16 protein-coding genes are annotated in these 18,787 nt (G+C 72.4%); 12 read left to right on the top strand and 4 right to left on the bottom strand.

Translation table 11 applies throughout. The features are described 5' to 3' along the window. Positions 1–8 precede the first annotated feature (8 nt). Complete coding sequence (locus ACFY4A_RS38780; RefSeq protein WP_390834024.1) at positions 9–548, bottom strand: cysteine dioxygenase; 540 nt, start codon at positions 546–548, stop codon at positions 9–11. A gap of 659 nt (positions 549–1,207) precedes the next feature. Between ACFY4A_RS38780 and ACFY4A_RS38775 the strand changes: the two genes are divergently transcribed. The 3 genes from ACFY4A_RS38775 (at position 1,208) to ACFY4A_RS38765 (ending at position 6,955) form a co-directional block, all read left to right on the top strand. Next, on the top strand, positions 1,208–1,471 hold the full coding sequence (locus ACFY4A_RS38775; protein WP_003975777.1) for a WhiB family transcriptional regulator: 264 nt from the start codon (positions 1,208–1,210) through the stop codon (positions 1,469–1,471). A 193-nt stretch (positions 1,472–1,664) separates the two neighbouring features. Continuing rightward, positions 1,665–5,423, top strand: coding sequence for a glycosyltransferase (locus ACFY4A_RS38770; protein WP_390834023.1), 3,759 nt, complete (start codon positions 1,665–1,667; stop codon positions 5,421–5,423). Further along, a complete protein-coding gene (locus tag ACFY4A_RS38765; protein ID WP_390834022.1) occupies positions 5,420–6,955 on the top strand; it encodes a DUF5719 family protein in 1,536 nt (511 codons plus the stop codon). Before ACFY4A_RS38770 ends, ACFY4A_RS38765 begins: the two co-directional genes overlap by 4 nt. 59 nt (positions 6,956–7,014) lie before the next feature. Here ACFY4A_RS38765 and ACFY4A_RS38760 read toward each other — a convergent pair whose 3' ends face one another. Continuing rightward, the gene (locus ACFY4A_RS38760) at positions 7,015–7,464 is read right to left on the bottom strand and encodes a metallopeptidase family protein (RefSeq protein WP_390834038.1); all 450 of its coding nucleotides are present in this window, start codon (positions 7,462–7,464) and stop codon (positions 7,015–7,017) included. A gap of 307 nt (positions 7,465–7,771) precedes the next feature. Here ACFY4A_RS38760 and ACFY4A_RS38755 point away from each other — a divergent pair, with 307 nt between their 5' ends. The 8 genes from ACFY4A_RS38755 to ACFY4A_RS38720 all read left to right on the top strand — a co-directional run bounded on the left by ACFY4A_RS38755 (position 7,772) and on the right by ACFY4A_RS38720 (position 16,100). Next, a complete protein-coding gene (locus tag ACFY4A_RS38755; RefSeq protein ID WP_100570981.1) occupies positions 7,772–8,194 on the top strand; it encodes a DUF3499 domain-containing protein in 423 nt (140 codons plus the stop codon). Between the two features lie 112 nt (positions 8,195–8,306). After that, on the top strand, positions 8,307–9,671 hold the full coding sequence (locus ACFY4A_RS38750) for a phosphomannomutase/phosphoglucomutase (protein ID WP_390834021.1): 1,365 nt from the start codon (positions 8,307–8,309) through the stop codon (positions 9,669–9,671). A 143-nt stretch (positions 9,672–9,814) separates the two neighbouring features. After that, complete coding sequence (locus tag ACFY4A_RS38745; RefSeq protein WP_100570979.1) at positions 9,815–9,985, top strand: Trm112 family protein; 171 nt, start codon at positions 9,815–9,817, stop codon at positions 9,983–9,985. A gap of 102 nt (positions 9,986–10,087) precedes the next feature. Further along, positions 10,088–11,215, top strand: coding sequence for an SIS domain-containing protein (locus ACFY4A_RS38740; protein WP_390834020.1), 1,128 nt, complete (start codon positions 10,088–10,090; stop codon positions 11,213–11,215). Between the two features lie 82 nt (positions 11,216–11,297). Continuing rightward, positions 11,298–12,449: a mannose-6-phosphate isomerase, class I gene (gene manA, locus ACFY4A_RS38735; protein WP_390834019.1), complete on the top strand. Its 1,152-nt coding sequence runs from the start codon at positions 11,298–11,300 to the stop codon at positions 12,447–12,449. Positions 12,450–12,581: 132 nt separating this feature from the next. Continuing rightward, a complete protein-coding gene (locus tag ACFY4A_RS38730; protein ID WP_390834018.1) occupies positions 12,582–13,562 on the top strand; it encodes a cation diffusion facilitator family transporter in 981 nt (326 codons plus the stop codon). 301 nt (positions 13,563–13,863) lie between these two features. Further along, positions 13,864–15,321, top strand: a complete 1,458-nt coding sequence (gene ahcY, locus ACFY4A_RS38725) for an adenosylhomocysteinase (protein WP_390834017.1) — start codon at positions 13,864–13,866, stop codon at positions 15,319–15,321. A 161-nt stretch (positions 15,322–15,482) separates the two neighbouring features. Continuing rightward, on the top strand, positions 15,483–16,100 hold the full coding sequence (locus ACFY4A_RS38720; protein WP_390834016.1) for a hypothetical protein: 618 nt from the start codon (positions 15,483–15,485) through the stop codon (positions 16,098–16,100). Positions 16,101–16,174: 74 nt separating this feature from the next. Here ACFY4A_RS38720 and ACFY4A_RS38715 read toward each other — a convergent pair whose 3' ends face one another. Then, entirely contained in the window at positions 16,175–17,221 is a 1,047-nt protein-coding gene (locus ACFY4A_RS38715; protein ID WP_390834015.1) for an RDD family protein, read from the bottom strand. Between the two features lie 130 nt (positions 17,222–17,351). On the opposite strand from ACFY4A_RS38715, the gene ACFY4A_RS38710 reads away from it, so the two are divergent. Then, on the top strand, positions 17,352–18,359 hold the full coding sequence (locus tag ACFY4A_RS38710) for a stage II sporulation protein M (protein WP_390834014.1): 1,008 nt from the start codon (positions 17,352–17,354) through the stop codon (positions 18,357–18,359). A gap of 163 nt (positions 18,360–18,522) precedes the next feature. Here the strand turns inward: ACFY4A_RS38710 and ACFY4A_RS38705 are convergent. After that, positions 18,523–18,787: hypothetical protein (locus ACFY4A_RS38705; protein ID WP_390834013.1), on the bottom strand; the 265-nt coding region annotated here is incomplete at its 5' end.

Below are 18,787 nucleotides of genomic sequence, written 5' to 3'. Positions count from 1 at the left end.
CGGGCGGCTCAGGCGCCGGCCGCGCCCGCCGGGTCGGGGAAGGCCCCCGCGCACTGGGCGGCGGTGTGGGCCTCCACGGCCGAGGGCCAGGGGTGCATGGGCATCTCGGTCAGACCCGGGAAGTACACGTGCAGGCTGACCGCCGGCTCCAGCGTGTCATTCACGACCTCGTGCGCGTACCCGGGTGCGAACACGCGCTGCGCGCCTGCGCCCAGCGCGCGTGTGGCCCGCTCGGTGCGCTCGGTCAGTTCGCCGTCCAGGACCGTGAGCACGCCGGACGAGGGGCCGTGATCGTGCGGTCCGCTGCCCTGCCCGGGCACCCAGGACAGCAGCCACACCTCGTAGCCCGGGCCAGTGCGCAGCCGGTGGTACCAGCGCGTCGTCGCGTCGTAGCGGACGAGGTGCGCCCACTGGGCGCGGTCGGCGGCGATGGAGCGGGCCAGGCCGACGAACTCGGCCACGGTGGAGGGGTGTTCGCAGGGAGCCTGGAGCAGGTGCGGGACGTCGAGGATGTCGCCGGCGATCTGGAGGTCGCTGTCGCTGTTCATGACGGTGGGGTGGTTTCCTCGGTGAAAGAAGGTCAGAGGGAACGGGGGCCCGGCCGCAAAGGCCCGGACGGCGGCTGGAGCACGCGTGACGCGCGTGGGGCTCAACAGCCGCAACAGCGACAGCTGCAGCGAACGTGGGCAGCACCGCGGGACCCGGCGGTGCGGGTCGGGGTGAGTGCCGAGTTCGCGAGCATGCCCTCTAGGAGAGCGGCTCACACCCCCACTGTCAACTTGACGCCCGGAATGTGGGACATGTTTCACCTCATCCGGTTCATCTCGCAGATGAAAGGTTTGCCCCTGGGGCTACCGGGACACATGGCGTCCATGCCGGGCGCGCAAGCCCCGTTGCGATCCCGTGATCAGACCGTGATCCAGGTCGCTTCGGTGCGCGTGTCGGAACGAGATCGAAGTCCGGGGCGTCCTTCCCTGTGTGGGCTCCGTGTGGGGCGCGAGACCTTCGGGGCCTCGGTCGGGTGTCAGGGTTTATGCCGATTTGAACACTTTCCGCATGGCCTTGGTTCCGCAGAGTGAATAAGGGGCTCAATAGCAGATCTCGGCTTGACTCGCCCGGAGCAGCACACTTGTAATTTCACTCGTGTCGTTCAGCCGGCAGGTAACGGCTGCATCACGGGGACGCGAAAGACAGACGAGGGGCGCACATGACCGAGCTGGTGCAGCAACTGCTGGTCGACGACGCGGACGAGGAACTCGGCTGGCAGGAGCGCGCGCTGTGCGCCCAGACCGACCCCGAGTCCTTCTTCCCGGAGAAGGGCGGCTCCACCCGCGAGGCCAAGAAGGTCTGCCTCGCCTGCGAGGTCCGCTCCGAGTGCCTCGAGTACGCCCTCGCCAACGACGAGCGCTTCGGCATCTGGGGCGGCCTGTCCGAGCGTGAGCGCCGCCGGCTGAAGAAGGCGGCCGTCTGACCGCCGTACCACCGCAGGCTCCGCTCACATCCCCCGGAAAAACGTCACGAACGGCCCGTCGCAGGTGGGTTGTCCACAGGCGGCGGGCCGCCCTGTTGGCCAGCCGATAGTGTGGTCGCTCGTCCGACACGCCCCCTGCCCCCACCGGGCACAGGCGTCCACCGCAGTCCACCGAACCGGGGCCCGTATCTCGATGTCCGTGCACAGCCATACGGCAGCCCACTACGACGGCGCTGCCCCAGCGCCCGACGCCGCGTGCGCGACGGTGTCCGACCAGACCGGCACGCCGGAGTACCCGCGCCACGTCGTCACCGCCGTGCTCGTCTCCCACGACGGAGCCCGCTGGCTGCCCGACGCGCTCGCCGGCCTGCTCGGCCAGGAGCGCCCCGTCCAGTACGCCGTGGCCGCCGACACCGGCAGCGCGGACGAGTCCGCCCAGGTGGTCACCGACGCCCTCGGCGCCGACCGCGTACTGCACCTCGCCCGGCGCACCGGATTCGGACAGGCCGTCGGCGAGGCCGTCCACAGCGCCCCGGTCCTCACCCCGGACGACCTGCCGTACCTCAAGCGCCCCAGCAGCTGGGACCCCGTCACGCGCGCCTGGCGCGACGACACCTACGACCTGCCCGAACTGCCCTACGGGGAGCCGGTGCAGTGGCTGTGGCTGTTGCACGACGACTGCGCTCCCGAGCCCGACGCCCTGGCGCAGCTGCTGCGCGTCGTGGACAACGAGCACGAACTCGGCCGCGACGACGTGGCCGTCGTCGGCCCCAAGCTGCGCGGCTGGTACGACCGCAGGCAACTCCTCGAAGTGGGCGTCAGCATCGCCAACTCCGGTCGACGTTGGACCGGCCTCGACCGGCGGGAGCAGGACCAGGGCCAGCACGACAGCGTACGGTCCGTGCTGTCGGTGTCCACCGCCGGAATGCTGATCCGGCGTGACGTCTTCGAGGAACTGGGCGGGTTCGACCGGCGGCTCCCCCTGATGCGCGACGACGTCGACCTGTGCTGGCGTGCCCACTCCGCCGGCCACCGCGTCCTGGTCGCCCCCGACGCCGTCGTACGGCACGCCGAGGCGGCCTCCCGCGAGCGCCGCGACGTCGACTGCGTCGGCCGCACCGCCGCCTCCCCGCACAAGGTCGACAAGGCCGGCGCCGTCTACACCCTGCTCGTCAACACCCGTACGGCAGCGCTGCCCTGGGTGCTGCTGCGTCTGGTCCTGGGCACCCTGCTGCGGACCGTCGCCTACCTCGTCGGCAAGGTGCCGGGGCAGGCCGTCGACGAGATCCGCGGCCTGATGGGCGTCCTGCTGCGGCCCGAGCGGATCATCGCGGGCCGTGGCAGACGCGGCAAGCCGCAGATCGACAAGGGCGAGCTGCGGGCGCTGCTCCCGCCGCCGGGCGCCACCATCCGCGCCACGGTGGAACAGGTCGCCGGCAACCTCGTGGGCGGCTCCGACGCCGAGGCGTCCTCGGCCGGCCGGCACGGCGGCGTGATCGAGTCCGGGCCCGGCGGCGACGACGCCGACTACCTGGAGATCGAGCAGTTCGCCCGCCTCAAGCGCATCGCCCGCAAACCCGGCCCGGTGCTCTTCCTCGTGCTGCTGTTCGTCTCCCTGGCCGCCTGCCGCGGTCTGCTCGGCGGCGGCGCGCTCGCGGGCGGCGCCCTGCTGCCCGCGCCCGCCGACTCCTCCGAACTGTGGTCGCGCTACCTCGACTCCTGGCACCCGGTGGGCGCGGGCGGCACCCCGTCCGCGCCGCCGTACCTGGCGATGGTCGCGATGCTCGCCTCCCTACTGCTCGGCTCGACCGGCCTCGCGGTCACCGTCCTGCTGGTCGGCTCGGTGCCGCTGGCGGGATTCACGGCGTACTTCGCCTCACGCCCGCTGGTCCCCTCCCGCCTGCTGCGCGCCTGGGCCGCCGTCGCCTACGCCTTCCTGCCCGCCACCACCGGCGCGCTGGCCGGCGGCCGCATCGGCACCGCCGTGCTGGCCGTACTGCTGCCGCTGATCGCCCGCGCGGGCGTCGCGGCCGGCGGCCTGGCCAAAGGCCCCGGCACCCGCGGCAGTTGGCGCGCCACCTGGGCGTACGCCCTGCTGCTGACCGTCACCACCGCGTTCACGCCGATCGTGTGGCCCATCGCGCTTCTGCTCGGACTCGGCGTGCTGGTCGTGCGCCGTGACGACATCGTGGCCCACGGGCTGCGCTTCCTGGCCCAGTTGGGCACCCCGCTGCTGGTGCTGGCGCCCTGGTCGCTGTCGCTGCTGCCGTTCGGCTTCTTCCACGAGGCCGGCCTGGAGTACGGCTCCTCGGCCGCCTCCGCGCTCGACCTGCTCGGCGCCGGCCCGGGCGGCCCCGGCACGGTGCACGGGCTGATGCTCATCGGCATCGTCCTGGCCGCGCTGGCCGCCCTGCTGCGCTCCGAGCGCCAGTTCGCGATCTGGACGGCCTGGGCGGTCGCCCTGGTGGCGCTCGTCTTCGCCGTGCTGTCCAACGGCTCCACCTGGGCCGGGCCGGCCACCCTCGTCTACGGCATCGCCCTCCTCGTCGCCGCCGTGCTCGGCGCCGACGGGGCACGCGCGCGCGTGGCCGAGCAGAGCTTCGGCTGGCGCCAGCCGGTCGCCGCGCTGATCGCCTTCGCCTCGGCCGCCGGGCCCCTGCTCGTCGCCGCCGGCTGGATGATCCGCGGCGCCGACGGTCCGGTGGAGCGGCGCGACCCCGTGCAGGTGCCCGCGTTCGTCGCCGAGGAGAGCGGCACCCGAGACCAGGCCCGCACCCTGGTCCTCGACAGCGACTCGCCCGCCCACGTCGGCTACATGCTCGTACGCGGCTCCGGCGCCCGCATGGGCGACGCCGAACTCGCCGCGGTGAACGGCGGGAACAGGCAACTGGACAAGGTCGTCGCCAACCTGGTCGCCGGCTCCGGCGCGGACCAGGCAGGCCAGCTCGGCGGTTTCGCCGTGCGCTACGTCCTGGTCCACAAGGGCGCGCCCCGCGACGTCAGTCGCGTGCTGGACGCCACCCCCGGCCTGACCCGGCTCAGCCAGCAGGACGGCAGCGCCCTGTGGCGGGTGAACCAGGAGGTCGCGCGCGCCGCCATTGTGCCCGCCGAGGGCTCCGGTACCGCCCAGCCCGTCGCCGCCGGACCCGTCGAGATCCACACCACGATCCCGTCCGGGGCCGACGGCCGCGTGCTGCGCCTGGCCGAATCCGCCGACGCGGGCTGGACGGCCACCTTGGACGGCAGGCCGCTCACCCGCACCACCGTCGACGGCTGGGCCCAGGGCTTCCAGCTCCCCGCCTCCGGCGGCAAGCTGGACGTCGCATTCGAGGACCCGTTCGGCCACACGGCCTGGCTGTGGGCCCAGGGCGCCCTCGCCGTCGTCCTCGTCGTGCTCGCCCTGCCCGGCCGGCGCCGCGACGTCGACGACGACCTGCCCGAGGAGGAGCTCGTTCCCGCCCAGGCCGTCGCCGGCGAGGGCCGCCGGGCCCGCAGGCTGCGGGCCCAGGCCGAGGCCGACGAGGCCGGCCAGGACGAGGCCGGACACGAGGGGTTCGTGCAGGGGGAGCTCGGACAGCAGGAGTTCGCGCCGGAAGCGGGCACCGTGCCGCCCCCCGCCCCGGACGAGGCGCCCGCCGCCGTCCCGCACCAGCAGTCCTACGGCGAGTGGGACACCACCGCCTACGCGGGAGCCGCGACCGAGTACGGCGCCTACGGCGACGGCCAGTACCAGGGCGCCCAGCCCCAGCAGTACCCGGCGGGCGGCTACGACCAGATGTACCAGGCCGACCCGTACCAGGGCGGCCAGTACGACCCGTACGGCTACGGCGGCCAGACCCCGGCGGCGCCCTACGACCAGACGTACCAGCAGGGATACGAGGAGCCGTACGACCCGGCTCAGCACCACCCGCACGGCAACGGCAATGAGCGCCCCGACGGGAGCCAGCAGTGAACCGCACGACCCTGTCCCTGATCGCCGGCGTGACCGCGCTCGCCGCCGTCACCGGATTCGCCGCGCTGGACACTCCGGACGCCGCCGGCGCCGGCACCACAACAGCGGCCGCGCAACTGCCGGTCGAGCGCACGACGCTGGTCTGCCCGACGCCGAGCAGCTCCGACATAGCCGACACCGCGTACACGTCCATCACCCCCGTGACCACGGGCACCGGCGGCACGGGCAAGGCCCAGCTCCTGCCCGCCACCGAGCAGTCGGACACGGGCGACGGGACGGACACGGCCAAGGGCGGCGCCACGGACAAGACCAAGGACGTTGGGGGAAAGAACAAGACCGCCAAGTCCGTCCTGGAACCCAAGGAGCCCGGCACACCCGTCACCGGCGACACCTCGGGCGGGGACGCGCCCGCGCTGATCGGCACGGCCGAGGGCAAGTTCGCGCCCGGCTGGACGGTGCAGCAGACCACCGAGGTCGCCGTGGGCGCAGGCCGCGGTGTGCTGGGCGTGACCTGCACCGCGCCGGACACCCAGTTCTGGTTCCCCGGCGCGAGCACGGCCGCCGCCCGGTCCGACTACATCCACCTGACCAACCCGGACGACTCCCCGGCCGTCGTCGACATCAGGCTCTACGGCACGGAAGGCGCCGTGAAGTCGGCCGCCGGCGAGGGCATCACCGTCCCGCCGCACTCCAGCGAGCCGATCCTGCTGTCCACGCTCGCCGACTCCCCGCAGCAGGACCTCACCGTGCACGTGAGCGTGCGCAGCGGCCGGGTCGGGGCGGCGACGCAGGCCCTCGACGACAGTCTGGGCGGGGACTGGCTGGCGGCGTCCGCGGACCCGGCGGGCAGCCTGGTGCTCCCGGGCATCCCCAAGGACGCCACGGACGTACGGCTGGTCGCCTTCACGCCCGCCGACTCCGACGCCGACCTGAAGGTGCGCCTCGCCTCCCCGTCCGGGCTGATCACACCCGCGGGGCACGAGACGGTCCACCTCAAGGGCGGGATGACGACCGCCGTCGACCTGGGCGAGATCACACGCGAGGAGGCGGGGTCGCTGGTGCTGACCCCGACCTCGCGGTCGGTGCCCGTGGTCGCGGCGCTGCGGGTCCTCAGGGGCAAGGGCGACCGGCAGGAGACGGCGTTCATCCCGGCGACCGGCCCGGTCGTGACCCGGGCGACCTCGCCCGACAACAGCGCCAAGGGCTCGACGCTGTCGCTGACGGCTCCCACCGCCACCGCACAGGTCAAGGTCACCGCGTCGGCGGGCAGCGGCGGCGGCACGGCCGTCTCGAAGACCTACACGATCAAGGAGGGCACGACCCAGGACATCGCCCCGCCGGTGCCCTCCGGTCTGAAGGGGACGTACGCGCTCACGGTGGAGAGGGTCTCCGGCGGCCCGGTCTACGGGGCGCGCATCCTCACGGCGTCGCGGGAGAGCAACCCCGGCTTCACGATCCAGACGCTGCCGGACGACCGGGGGACGGTGGCCGTGCCGCACGCGGAGCAGGACCTGTCGGTGCTGCAGAAGTGAGCAGGGCGGCCGAGGACGCCCCGGCGGCGGGTCGGGGCGTCCGCGCCGTACCGGGGCGGTCAGTCCTCGCCGTACCGGGGGTCGACCGTTTCCGGGGTCAGCCCCAGCAGCTCGGCCACCTGCTCGACGACGATCTCGTGCACCAGGGCGGCCCGCTCGTCGCGGCCCTTGGTGCGGATCTCCACCGGCCGCCGGTAGACGACCACGCGCGCGCGTCGCCCCTCACGCGAAGCGACCGTGCCCCCGAGCGGCACCGCCTCGTCGCTCCACGTCTGCCCCGGCCCGTCCAGCCGCGGCACCTCCACCACGAAGAAGTCGATGTCGGCCAGTTGCGGCCAGCGTCGCTCCAGACGGTCCACGGAGTCCTGCACCAGATCCGCGAACGCCTCGGCACGGCTCGCGGCGAGCGGCACCTGCGGCGGGGCGATCGGGCCGCGCATGCCCCGGCCGTGGCGATCACGTCGTCGGGGCCCGGGGCCGGCGGCACGGGGCGGTACACGGTTGTCCATCACTGGTGAAGGGTAGTCCCCGGCGTCCCGGTGCGCCCGGTCCCGCGCGTCATCCCGGACACGGCGCCGGGGCCGCGGCGGACGGCATGTCACGGCCTGTATCCCGGTGAGCATTTCAGCCAAGCTCGGGCTCGATTCCATATCTCTCCAGGACCGTCGATATCAAGGTAATTGACTGATTTTGTACCTGGCTGTGACCGGATCCGGCTTGTTCGAGATCCCGGCGGTAGGCGTCCGCGCAGGTCAGCGAAGTGTGACAGAAGGTGTGTCTGGGGCGTTTCGTGTCGCGACACGGTGGAGTGAGCTGGTGGAGAGTCGTCGCGGCCCGCTCAAGAGTGCGGTACCGTCCAACGTCGTGAGCCTTGTACGTCGCTGTTCGCGCACCGCTTGCGGCCGTCCCGCCGTAGCGACGCTGACGTACGTCTACGCCGACTCGACCGCCGTCCTCGGCCCGCTCGCCACCTACGCCGAACCCCACTGCTACGACCTGTGCGCCGAACACTCCGAGCGCCTCACCGCGCCCCGCGGCTGGGAGGTCGTCCGGCTCCTCGACGGCTCGGCTCCCGCACGACCCAGCGGTGACGATCTGGAAGCGCTTGCCAACGCCGTGCGCGAAGCGGCCAGGCCCCAGGAACGGGCGGCCGAGGCCGGTGGCGGCGCGCGTACCGCGGACCCGATGGAGGTCGCTCGCCGCGGCCACCTGCGCGTGCTCCGCTCGCCCGACAACTGACTCCGGACGGCCGCGAACTCCTTCCGTCACCCGCGCCCCTCGCCTCTGCTGCCTTCTGTTCGCATGCCGACGGTAGTTTGTGGTGACCGATAGGACCTCAGAAGGGCTGGCCGTGGCTGCTGATCTGTCGCAGATCGTGAAGGCGTACGACGTACGCGGGGTGGTCCCGGACCAATGGGACGAGTCGCTGGCCGAACTCTTCGGGGCCGCCTTCGCCCAGGTGACCGGCGCCGACGCCCTCGTGACCGGCCACGACATGCGGCCCTCCTCGCCCGGCCTGGCCCGGGCCTTCGCCCGCGGCGCGGCACGCCACGGCGCCGACGTCACCGAGATCGGGCTGTGCTCCACGGACCAGCTGTACTACGCCTCCGGCGCCCTGGACCTGCCCGGCGCGATGTTCACGGCCTCGCACAACCCAGCCAGGTACAACGGCATCAAGATGTGCCGGGCGGGCGCGGCCCCCGTCGGCCAGGACTCCGGGCTGGCGGAGATCCGCGAACTGGTCGAGCGCTGGCTCGCCTCGGGCGCCCCGGAGCCGGCCGCCCGGCAGGGGACGATCAGCCGGCGCGACACGCTGCACGACTACGCGGCGTACCTGCGCTCCCTCGTCGACCTGGACTCACTGCGCCCCCTGAAGGTCGTCGTCGACGCCGGCAACGGCATGGGCGGCCACACCGTCCCGACGGTCTTCGAGGGCCTGCCCGTCGACCTGGTCCCGATGTACTTCCAACTGGACGGCACCTTCCCCAACCACGAGGCCAACCCCCTGGACCCGGCCAACATCGTCGACCTGCAGAAGCGGGTCCGCGCGGAGGACGCCGACCTCGGCATCGCCTTCGACGGCGACGCCGACCGCTGCTTCGTGGTCGACGAGCGCGGCGAGCCGGTCTCCCCGTCCGCGATCACCGCGCTGGTCGCCGCCCGCGAGCTGGCCAAGAATGGCGGCAAGGGCGTGATCATCCACAACCTCATCACCTCCTGGTCGGTCCCGGAGGTCGTCGAGGAGAACGGCGGCACGCCGGCCCGCACCCGCGTGGGCCACTCCTTCATCAAGGCCGAGATGGCGAGGACCGGCGCGATCTTCGGCGGCGAGCACTCCGCGCACTACTACTTCAAGGACTTCTGGAACGCCGACACCGGCATGCTGGCCGCCCTGCACGTCCTCGCGGCCCTCGGCGGCCAGGACGCCCCCCTGTCGGACCTCGTCGCCCAGTACGACCGCTACGCCGGCTCCGGCGAGATCAACTCCACCGTCGACGACCAGGCGGCCCGCCTCGCCGCCATCAGGTCGGCCTACACCGGCCGCGCGGACGTCACCCTCGACGAACTCGACGGCCTCACCGTCACCGCCGCCGACTGGTGGTTCAACGTCCGCGCGTCCAACACCGAACCGCTGCTGCGGCTGAACGCCGAGGCCCGCGACGAGGCGACGATGGCCAAGGTGCGGGACGAGGCCCTGGCGATCATCCGGGGCTGAGGGGCCGTCCACCCGGTGGGGGCGGCGCCCCGGCATGCGGGCCCGGGCCGACCCCGCCACGCCGCCTCCACCGGCGGTACGCTGACCAGGCACGTCCGTACGACCGCACCGACGCACACCCCGCCCGCCCGAAGGGAAACCCCATGCCGCTCGAAGCCGGCCTTCTGGAGATCCTCGCCTGCCCGGCCTGCCACGCCCCCCTCAAGGAGCAGGAGGCCGAGCTGGTCTGCACCGGGCAGGACTGCGGCCTGGCGTACCCCGTCCGCGACGGCATCCCCGTCCTGCTCGTCGACGAGGCCCGCCGCCCCGCGTGACGCAGGCTCGTCCGGAAGAGGCCCACCGCCTCGCCCGGACGGGTTCCGCTGCCCGCACGAACACGACCCGGCGCTCGGTGCCCGATCGGGAGGCTGCCGCTCATGCTCGACGAATCGCTGCTCGACGCCCCGGAGGGGCTCGCCGAGGCCGACCGCCGCGGACTGCTCCGCGGTGCCGCCGAGGCCGGCGCCCGCGTCCGGACCGCCGCCCGGAACGCCGCCGAGGCCGGCGTGAGCGGCCTCAGGCCCGACGGCCGCCCCCGCGCCGTCCTGATCGCCGGCCCCGGCGCCGCCGCCACCCACGCGGCCGACCTGCTCGGCACGCTCGCCGGCGCCGGCAGCCCCGTGACCCGGCTGGCGCCCACGGGCGTGGCCTCCGCCGCCGGTGCCCTGCGCTGGGAGCTGCCCGGCTGGGCCGGCTCGGTCGACCTGCTGCTGATCGCCACCCCGGACGGCACCGAGCCGAGCCTGTCCCTGCTCGCCGAGCAGGCCTACCGGCGCGGCTGCACGGTCGTCGCCGTGGCCCCGGCGCGGACCCCGCTCGCCGAGGCCCTCGAGGGCGCCCGCGGCCTGTTCATCCCCATGGCCACGGCCCCCTACGACCACGAAGAACCCCTCGCCGGATCCGCCCCGGGCGTCCTGTGGGCGCTGCTCACGCCGTTGCTGGCGCTCCTGGACCGCGTCGGCCTGCTCACCGCACCACCCGACGCCCTGGAGAAGGTCGCCGACCGGCTGGACCACATCGCCGAGCGCTGCGGTCCCGCCATCGTCACCTACAGCAACCCGGCCAAGACCCTCGCCGCCGAGCTCGCCGACGCGCTGCCGGTCATCTGGACCGAGGGCCCCTCCGCAGGTCCCGCGGGGCGCCGGTTCGCCGCTGGGCTCGCCGAACTGTCCGGCATCCCCGCGATCGTCGCCGAGCTGCCCGAAGCCCTCGCCGCGCACACCGCGCTGCTCGCCGGTCCGCTGGCCGCCAGCGCCGATCCGGACGACTTCTTCCGCGACCGCGTCGAGGAGCGGCCCGCCCTGCACGCGCGCGTGGTGCTGCTGCGGGACCGCCCGCTGGGCGGTCTGACCGCCGCCCCGGCCGCCCGAGACCTGGCCCTCAGCCACGACACGCCGATCAGCGAGCTGGAGCCGGACCCCGGCGACGAGATCGAGACCCTCGCGGAACTGATCGCCGTCACGGATTTCACCGCCGTTTACCTGGCGCTCGCCTCCGGCGCCTGATCTGTCCTTGAGAACAGCCGAGAACAGCTGAGCCCAGCCGAGAACAGCCCAGAACCGCAGAGAGATCCGCAGAGAGAAGCGCATGGACCGCCTCGACAACACCATCCGCCCCTACGCCTGGGGTTCCACCACCGCCATCCCGCACCTGCTGGGTGTCGAGCCGAGCGGCGAACCCCAGGCGGAGCTGTGGATGGGGGCCCACCCGGGCGCACCCTCGCGCACCGCACGCGGCACCCTCGCCGAGGTCATCGAGGCCGGCCCGGAGGAGGAACTGGGCGCCAAGACGGTCGCGAAGTTCGGCCCGCACCTGCCTTTCCTGCTCAAGATCCTCGCCGCCGGCGCCCCGCTCTCCCTGCAGGTCCACCCCGACCTGGAACAGGCCAAGGAGGGATACGCCGACGAGGAGCGCCGAGGCGTCCCCGCCGACGCCCCGCACCGCAACTACAAGGACGCCAACCACAAGCCCGAACTGGTCTGCGCCCTCACCGGGTTCGACGGCCTGTGCGGCTTCCGCGCGCCGAGCCGGGCCGCCGACCTGCTCGACGCCCTCGGTGTCGACTCCCTCAAGCCGTACGTCGACGTGCTGCGCGCCCGCCCCGAGGAAGCCGCCCTGCGCGAGGTCCTCACCGCCCTCCTCACCGCCGACCGCGAGAAGATGGCCGGCACGGTCGCCGAGGCCGCGGCCGCCTGCGCCCGCCTCGGCGGCGACCACGCCCCCTACGCCGGCATCGCCCGCCACTACCCGGGCGACCCGGGCGTGCTGGCCGCGATGCTCCTGAACCACTTCCGCCTCAAGCCGGGTGAGGCGGTCTTCCTCGGCGCCGGCATCCCGCACGCCTACCTCGACGGCCTGGGCGTGGAGATCATGGCCAACTCCGACAACGTCCTGCGCTGCGGCCTGACCCCCAAGCACGTCGACGTCCCCGAACTCCTGCGCATCGTCCGCTTCGAGGCCCGCGACCCCGGCATCCTGTGCCCGGAGGCCGGCCTCGACGGCGAGGAGGTCTACGACACCCCCGTCGACGAGTTCCGCCTGTCCCGCTACGTCCTGTCCGAGGGCACCGCCGTCCGCGACCTCACCCTCGACACCCCGCAGATCCTGCTCTGCGCGGCCGGCTCCGTCCGGGCCGGCGAAGAGGAACTGGCCCCGGGACAGTCCGTGTTCGTCCCGGCCGGCGAAAAGACCGAAGTGTCCGGCGCCGGCACCCTGTTCCGGGCCACGGTCGTCGTATGACCGTGCGGGCGGTGGCCCGAGCAGCCGCCGCCCCGGGGTACCGCCGCCGGACCGGGCTGCGACAATGACCCACCGGCCGAGGACGGGCCAAGGCCGCAACCGAATGCGACGGCGAAGGGACAACACGAACAAATGAGCGCGTCAGGCGGTACCAGGGCGATCATGGCGGCACTCGGCGCCAACCTCGCCATCGCGGCAGCCAAGTTCGTGGCGTTCGCTTTCAGCGGCTCCTCGTCGATGCTCGCCGAGGGCGTGCACTCCCTCGCCGACTCCGGCAACCAGTTCCTGCTGCTGATCGGCGGAAAGCGGGCCCAGCGCGAGGCGACCCCGCAACACCCCTTCGGCTACGGCCGCGAGCGGTACGTCTACGCCTTCCTCGTCTCCATCGTCCTGTTCTCCGTCGGCGGCATGTTCGCCATCTACGAGGGCATCGAGAAGATCCGCCACCCGCACGAACTGGAGCACTGGTACTGGCCGGTGGGCGTCCTCGTCTTCGCGATCGCCGCCGAGGGCCTCTCCTTCCGCACGGCCCTCAAGGAGGCCGACGCACTGCGCGGCAAGCTGTCCTGGACGCAGTTCATCCGCCGCGCCAAGGCGCCCGAACTGCCGGTCGTGCTCCTGGAGGACTTCGGCGCGCTGATCGGTCTCGTCCTCGCCCTCGGCGGTGTGGGCCTGGCCCTGCTCACCGGTGACGGGGTCTGGGACGGCATCGGCACGGTCTGCATCGGCGCCCTGCTCGTGCTGATCGCCCTCGTCCTGGCCGCCGAGACCAAGTCCCTGCTGCTCGGCGAGGCCGCCGGCACCGACGTGGTCCGGCAGATCGAGACCGCCATGGTCGACGGCGACACCGTCACCGGCGTCATCCACATGCGCACGCTCCACCTCGGCCCCGAGGAACTGCTCATCGCCGCGAAGATCGCCGTCCAGCACGACGACACGGCCGCCGACGTCGCCGCCGCCATCAACGCAGCCGAGGACCGCATCCGCGCCGCCGTCCCCATCGCCCGCGTCATCTACCTGGAACCGGACATCTACAGCGAGGCCGAGGCGGCCAAGGGCCCGGACCGCGAGGCGACCCCGGGCGGACCGGCCCCGCACCCCACCGGCCACTGACCCCCACCGGCCACTGACCCCGACCGGCCCCGGGCCGTCCACGGGGCCCGCGGACGGCCCGGTGTGTCCGGACGCGGACTGTGGGCCGCCGCGCTCCGCGGTGTAGCTTGGGACGGAGTCAGACGTCGCTGCTGATGGCGGTCGGGCGGCCCGAACAGGGGCCGGCCGAGGGAGAGAGGGCCTCCGACGGACTGCGCTGCGCGCACGCGGGCATAGCTGTGTCACCTTCGGGCACCCCTGTGTCCGCCGCCGCGCAGGTCAGCCGTACCCACCTCGCCCCAACCCCGAGGAGCAGCACCCCATGACGACTGTCGAGAACCGACAGGACTTCAAGGTCGCCGACCTGTCCCTGGCCGAGTTCGGCCGCAAGGAGATCTCCCTCGCCGAGCACGAGATGCCGGGCCTGATGGCGATCCGCGCGGAGTACGCCGAGAAGCAGCCGCTCAAGGGCGCCCGCATCACCGGCTCCCTGCACATGACCGTGCAGACCGCCGTCCTGATCGAGACCCTGACGGCCCTCGGCGCGCAGGTCCGCTGGGCGTCCTGCAACATCTTCTCCACGCAGGACCACGCGGCCGCCGCCATCGCCGTCGGTCCCAACGGCACCCCCGACGACCCGCAGGGCATTCCGGTCTTCGCCTGGAAGGGCGAGACCCTCCAGGAGTACTGGTGGTGCACCGAGCAGGCGCTGACCTGGCCGGACAGCCCCACCGGCGGCCCGAACATGATCCTGGACGACGGCGGTGACGCCACCCTGCTGGTCCACAAGGGCGTCGAGTACGAGAAGGACGGCAAGGTCCCCTCGCCCGACACCGCCGAGTCCGACGAGCACCGCGTCATCCTGGAGCTGCTGAACCGCACCCTGGGCGAGAACCCGCAGAAGTGGACCCAGCTGGCCTCCGAGATCCGGGGTGTCACCGAGGAGACCACCACCGGCGTGCACCGCCTGTACGAGATGCAGCGCGAGGGCACCCTCCTGTTCCCGGCGATCAACGTCAACGACTCCGTCACCAAGTCGAAGTTCGACAACAAGTACGGCTGCCGGCACTCCCTGGTCGACGGGATCAACCGCGCCACCGACGTCCTGATCGGCGGCAAGACCGCGGTCGTGTGCGGCTACGGCGACGTGGGCAAGGGCTGCGCGGAGTCCCTGCGCGGCCAGGGCGCTCGCGTGATCATCACCGAGATCGACCCGATCTGCGCCCTCCAGGCGGCGATGGACGGCTACCAGGTCACCACGCTGGACGAGGTCGTCGAGACGGCCGACATCTTCATCACCACCACCGGTAACAAGGACATCATCCTCGCCGCCGACATGGCGAAGATGAAGCACCAGGCCATCGTCGGCAACATCGGCCACTTCGACAACGAGATCGACATGGCCGGCCTCGCCAAGGTCACCGGCATCGTCAAGGACGAGGTCAAGCCGCAGGTCCACACCTGGACCTTCCCGGACGGCAAGAAGATCATCGTGCTGTCCGAAGGCCGCCTGCTGAACCTGGGCAATGCCACCGGCCACCCGTCGTTCGTGATGTCCAACTCCTTCGCGGACCAGACCCTGGCCCAGATCGAGCTGTTCACCAAGCCCGACGAGTACCCGACCGGCGTCTACGTGCTGCCCAAGCACCTCGACGAGAAGGTCGCCCGCCTCCACCTGGACGCCCTTGGTGTCAAGCTCACCAAGCTGCGCCCCGAGCAGGCCGCGTACATCGGCGTCGAGGTCGACGGCCCGTACAAGTCGGACCACTACCGCTACTGACCGCCACCGACCCGCACCCCGCGTCTCAGCCAGGTCCTTCGAGGCAGGCCCCCGCACCCCCGTGTCGGGGGCCTGCCCCTTTCACCGGACCGGCGGCCGTCACGCCCGCCTGCCCGCAGCGCCGAGATGGCCGGACCACCCCGTCACACCCCAGGACCCCCATGCCCCGCGGCCGTTATTCGCTCCATGACCCGCACGATCACACCCCCCTAGCGGAAGAGCACTTCCAGTGCGCCCCCGGCCCCTCCGGCTGGCGCTACGTGTCCCAGGTGACCACCCCCTCGGGCGCTCATCACGGCTCCGTCGACCTGGCCCTCGACGATCTCGGTCGCCCCATCCGCCTCGAACTGCACGCGGGAAGCTGGCAGGTGCGCGGTGCCGCCCTCGACGGCGTCACCTGGGTCCGCACCGACGCCACCGGCATCCACGCCACCGAAGGCACTGCGCGCGCCCACGCCTTCACCGGCACGTCCCCCGCGTTCCTCGTCGCCACCGCCCGTCTCCTGCGTCTCACCCCCTCTGCCTCCGCGACCCGCGTCCGCCTCGTCGCCTTCACGGATCCAGTCCTCGCCCCCCGCACCGTGGACCAGTCCTGGACTTTGGTGGAAAGAGAAGCACACGCCACTGACAACGGCCCGCTGACCGTGGACGAATACCAGGTCACAGCCCTGGACACGGGCGAGCAGCACACCGTGCACATCGCCGGGGACGTGGTTCTGGCGGCCCCCGGCATCGAGCTCGAGGACCTCCAGTCGCCCCCGTCGGTCTTCGACGCCTGAGCCTGCGGGTCGAGGGAGGTAGAGGGAGGGCGAAGGGGTGCGGGGGAGATCGGGCAGCGGGACTGGCCGACGCGTCAGGCCGGCGGCACGAACCCGGTGCCGGGACGCTCGGTCCGCGAAGTGTCCTCGCCGCCCGCGTGCTGCGACGGGAGGTCTGGGGACGGGACGCCCTGGGACGGGGTGTCCTGAGGCACGGCGGGTGAAGCCACAGCGGCGGATGCGGGAGTCCCCGAGTGCTCGCCGACGCCGTACGCAGGCGGCTGGGGCGCGCCGTAGGCCGGCAGTTGCGGCGGCGGGAAGCCGGGAGCACCGGGCGCCGCACCGGTCGCGGCGACCGGGACGCCGCCCCCTCCGGCGGACGCACCGGCCGCGGAGCCGCCGTACGCGCGCTGGGCCTCACGCGCCTGCCGCTCCTGCAACACCGCCGCCAGATACATGGCCGGCGGAACGTCGCGCGGTGCCGGAGTGCCGGTGCGGGCGGCGAGATCGGCGGCGAGCCGTTCGGCCATGCTCCAGGCGACCTGCGGTTCCAGGTGCTGCATCCGCGTCAGGTACTGCCGGACCGCCAGCCACAGTCCGTCGGGAACCGCCGACAGATCGAGCGCCGAGAAACGCCCCGCCAGCCAGGGCGGCGGCGGAGGCACGGCGGTCGCCTGCCCGGACGGCACCCGCTCCCGTACGACCAGGGTGCCCGCGAACACGTCACCCAGCCGACGGCCCCGCGCCGACACCAGCGAAGCGATGCAGGCGACGACCCCGACCGTCAGCAGAATCTCGACCACACCGATGGCCCCACGCACGAGCGCGTGCCGGAACCGGATCGGCCCGCCGTCGTCCCGGACCACCCGCAGCCCGCATGCCAGCTTCCCGAGCGACCGCCCGTGGCTGAGCGTCTCCACGGCTATCGGCCCCCCGACCAGCACGAGCAGGAACGTCGCGATCGAAACCGCGATCCGCGCGGCCTCGTCCAGGGAAGCCGTGGACGCCAGGAGGGCCAAGGACACGACGATGTAGACCATCACCGTCACGGCGAGGTCGAGCAGCACCGCCAGTGCCCTGCTGGGCAGCCTCGCCGGGCGCACCTCCAGTGCCACGGCCTCACCCGTCACCAGCTCACTCACGCCCGTTGTCCTTCCCCTGGCCTGCCCCGAGAACGGCCAGTCTGCCAAGCTGAGGGCGACCGCGCCGCGGTAGGCCAAGCTGACACAGCCGACGAGTTGTCGAACAACCAGCCGAGGAGCAGGCAGCACGATGGACCTGGACGTCTTCGTCTCCGCCCACCGAGCGGAATGGGACCGCCTCGACACCCTGCTCCACCGTCGACGCCGGCTCACCGGCGCGGAGGCCGACGAACTCGTCGCCCTCTACCAGCGCACCGCCACTCACCTTTCCCTGATCCAGTCCAGTGCACCCGATCCGCAGCTGACGGGCCGGCTCAGCCAGCTCGTGGCAAGCGCGCGCAGTGCCGTGACGGGGGCCCGCCGCGCCTCGTGGCGGGACGTCACCCGCTTCCTGCTGGAGGGCTTCCCCGCGGCGGTCTACCGGGCCCGCCACTGGTGGGTTCCCACCGCGCTCCTGTCCACCGTCGTCGCGGCGCTCCTGGGATGGTGGATCGGTACGCATCCCGAGGTACAGGCCGCGATCGCGGCCCCCAGCGAGCTACGGCAGCTCACCCGCCCCGGGGGTGAGTACGAGACCTACTACTCCAGCCACCCCGCTGCCGCCTTCGCCGCCCAGGTCTGGACGAACAACGCCCAGGCCGCCGCGATGTGCCTGGTCCTGGGCGTCTTCCTGGGACTGCCGGTCCTGTGGATCCTGTTCCAGAACATGCTCAACCTCGGCGTGGGCATCGGCCTGATGTCCTCGGCCGGCCGGCTCGACACCTTCCTCGGACTCGTCCTCCCGCACGGTCTGCTCGAACTGACGGCGGTCTTCGTCGCCGCGGGTACGGGGCTGCGCCTCGGCTGGACGGTCATCGATCCCGGTCCCCGCACCCGCCGCGCCGCTCTCGCCGAAGAAGGCCGAGCCGCGCTGGGCATGGCGATCGGCCTGGCCCTCGTCCTCTTCGTCTCCGGCGCCATCGAAGGCTTCGTCACGCCGTCGGGCCTGCCGACTTGGGCCCGCATAGGCATCGGGATCGTCGCCGAGCTGGCCTTCCTGGCCTACGTCTACGCCCTCGGCGGTCGAGCGGCACGGGCCGGCGGCACAGGCGACGTAGCGCCGATCGAGCGAAGCGCGACCGTGCCGACCGCCGCCTGACGTGCGTTTGGGCCCGCCGAGCTGCTACTCTCCTCTTCGCCGCACCGGGGCCGTTGACACGGGTCGGGTGGGGAGGTAGATTCAAACAGTTGCCCGGAGATGGACCTGGTCCACGAGGGTGACACTGAGCATCTATCTGCTTCGTACATGTCGACGACATCGATCATGAAGAAGCCTCTCCCGATGAATCGGAAACGAGAGCCGGTCGGACCGGCTCAAAAGTTCTGGTAAAGTCGGAACCGCCGGAAAGGGAAACGCGGAAGCGGAAACCTGGAAAGCACCGAGGAAATCGGATCGGAAAAAGATCTGATAGAGTCGGAAACACCGAAGGGAAAGCGCCCGGAGGAAAGCCCGAGAGGGTGAGTACGAAGGAAGCGTCCGTTCCTTGAGAACTCAACAGCGTGCCAAAAGTCAACGCCAGATATGTT

The sequence above is a fragment of the Streptomyces sp. NPDC001292 genome, assembly GCF_042896465.1.
In the GTDB taxonomy this organism is placed as follows: Bacteria; Actinomycetota; Actinomycetes; order Streptomycetales; family Streptomycetaceae; genus Streptomyces.
Note: the sequence above shows the minus strand (reverse complement) of the source record. Positions and strands in the feature narration are given on the sequence as shown.

Coding starts and splice junctions, on each gene's coding strand:
- ACFY4A_RS38710 (WP_390834014.1), top strand. CDS start 17,352: ATGGACCTGGACGTCTTCGTCTCCGCCCACCGAGCGGAATGGGACCGC.
- ACFY4A_RS38775 (WP_003975777.1), top strand. CDS start 1,208: ATGACCGAGCTGGTGCAGCAACTGCTGGTCGACGACGCGGACGAGGAA.
- ACFY4A_RS38740 (WP_390834020.1), top strand. CDS start 10,088: ATGCTCGACGAATCGCTGCTCGACGCCCCGGAGGGGCTCGCCGAGGCC.
- ACFY4A_RS38780 (WP_390834024.1), bottom strand. CDS start 548: ATGAACAGCGACAGCGACCTCCAGATCGCCGGCGACATCCTCGACGTC.
- ahcY (WP_390834017.1), top strand. CDS start 13,864: ATGACGACTGTCGAGAACCGACAGGACTTCAAGGTCGCCGACCTGTCC.
- ACFY4A_RS38720 (WP_390834016.1), top strand. CDS start 15,483: ATGCCCCGCGGCCGTTATTCGCTCCATGACCCGCACGATCACACCCCC.
- manA (WP_390834019.1), top strand. CDS start 11,298: ATGGACCGCCTCGACAACACCATCCGCCCCTACGCCTGGGGTTCCACC.
- ACFY4A_RS38760 (WP_390834038.1), bottom strand. CDS start 7,464: ATGGACAACCGTGTACCGCCCCGTGCCGCCGGCCCCGGGCCCCGACGA.
- ACFY4A_RS38745 (WP_100570979.1), top strand. CDS start 9,815: ATGCCGCTCGAAGCCGGCCTTCTGGAGATCCTCGCCTGCCCGGCCTGC.
- ACFY4A_RS38770 (WP_390834023.1), top strand. CDS start 1,665: ATGTCCGTGCACAGCCATACGGCAGCCCACTACGACGGCGCTGCCCCA.
- ACFY4A_RS38730 (WP_390834018.1), top strand. CDS start 12,582: ATGAGCGCGTCAGGCGGTACCAGGGCGATCATGGCGGCACTCGGCGCC.